This is a genomic window from Duganella sp. FT27W (assembly GCF_009295655.1).
Taxonomy (GTDB): Bacteria; Pseudomonadota; Gammaproteobacteria; order Burkholderiales; family Burkholderiaceae_D; genus Rugamonas; species Rugamonas zoogloeoides.
The window spans coordinates 1-1,074 of the sequence record NZ_WHIV01000016.1 but is presented as its reverse complement, the minus strand read 5'-3'; the positions used below and the strand labels follow the sequence as shown (position 1 = coordinate 1,074).

At 53.0% G+C, this 1,074-nt stretch carries 1 rRNA gene; it reads right to left on the bottom strand.

The annotated features are described in order from the left end of the window. Positions 1-12: 12 nt before the first annotated feature. A 16S ribosomal RNA gene (locus tag F8197_RS28175) occupies positions 13-1,074 on the bottom strand; the annotation flags it as partial.

Here is a 1,074-nt window from a genome sequence, read left to right as displayed (position 1 = left end):
GTGCTACTCTAGAAAGGAGGTGATCCAGCCGCACCTTCCGATACGGCTACCTTGTTACGACTTCACCCCAGTCACGAATCCTACCGTGGTAAGCGCCCTCCTTGCGGTTAAGCTACCTACTTCTGGTAAAACCCGCTCCCATGGTGTGACGGGCGGTGTGTACAAGACCCGGGAACGTATTCACCGCGACATGCTGATCCGCGATTACTAGCGATTCCAACTTCATGCAGTCGAGTTGCAGACTACAATCCGGACTACGATACACTTTCTGGGATTAGCTCCCCCTCGCGGGTTGGCGGCCCTCTGTATGTACCATTGTATGACGTGTGAAGCCCTACCCATAAGGGCCATGAGGACTTGACGTCATCCCCACCTTCCTCCGGTTTGTCACCGGCAGTCTCATTAGAGTGCTCTTTCGTAGCAACTAATGACAAGGGTTGCGCTCGTTGCGGGACTTAACCCAACATCTCACGACACGAGCTGACGACAGCCATGCAGCACCTGTGTGCAGATTCTCTTTCGAGCACTCCTCAATCTCTCGAGGATTTCTGCCATGTCAAGGGTAGGTAAGGTTTTTCGCGTTGCATCGAATTAATCCACATCATCCACCGCTTGTGCGGGTCCCCGTCAATTCCTTTGAGTTTTAATCTTGCGACCGTACTCCCCAGGCGGTCTACTTCACGCGTTAGCTGCGTTACCAAGTTAATTAAAACCCGACAACTAGTAGACATCGTTTAGGGCGTGGACTACCAGGGTATCTAATCCTGTTTGCTCCCCACGCTTTCGTGCATGAGCGTCAGTTTTGACCCAGGGGGCTGCCTTCGCCATCGGTGTTCCTCCACATATCTACGCATTTCACTGCTACACGTGGAATTCTACCCCCCTCTGCCAAACTCTAGCCTTGCAGTCACCATCGCCATTCCCAGGTTGAGCCCGGGGATTTCACGACAGTCTTACAAAACCGCCTGCGCACGCTTTACGCCCAGTAATTCCGATTAACGCTTGCACCCTACGTATTACCGCGGCTGCTGGCACGTAGTTAGCCGGTGCTTATTCTTCAGGTACCGTCATTAG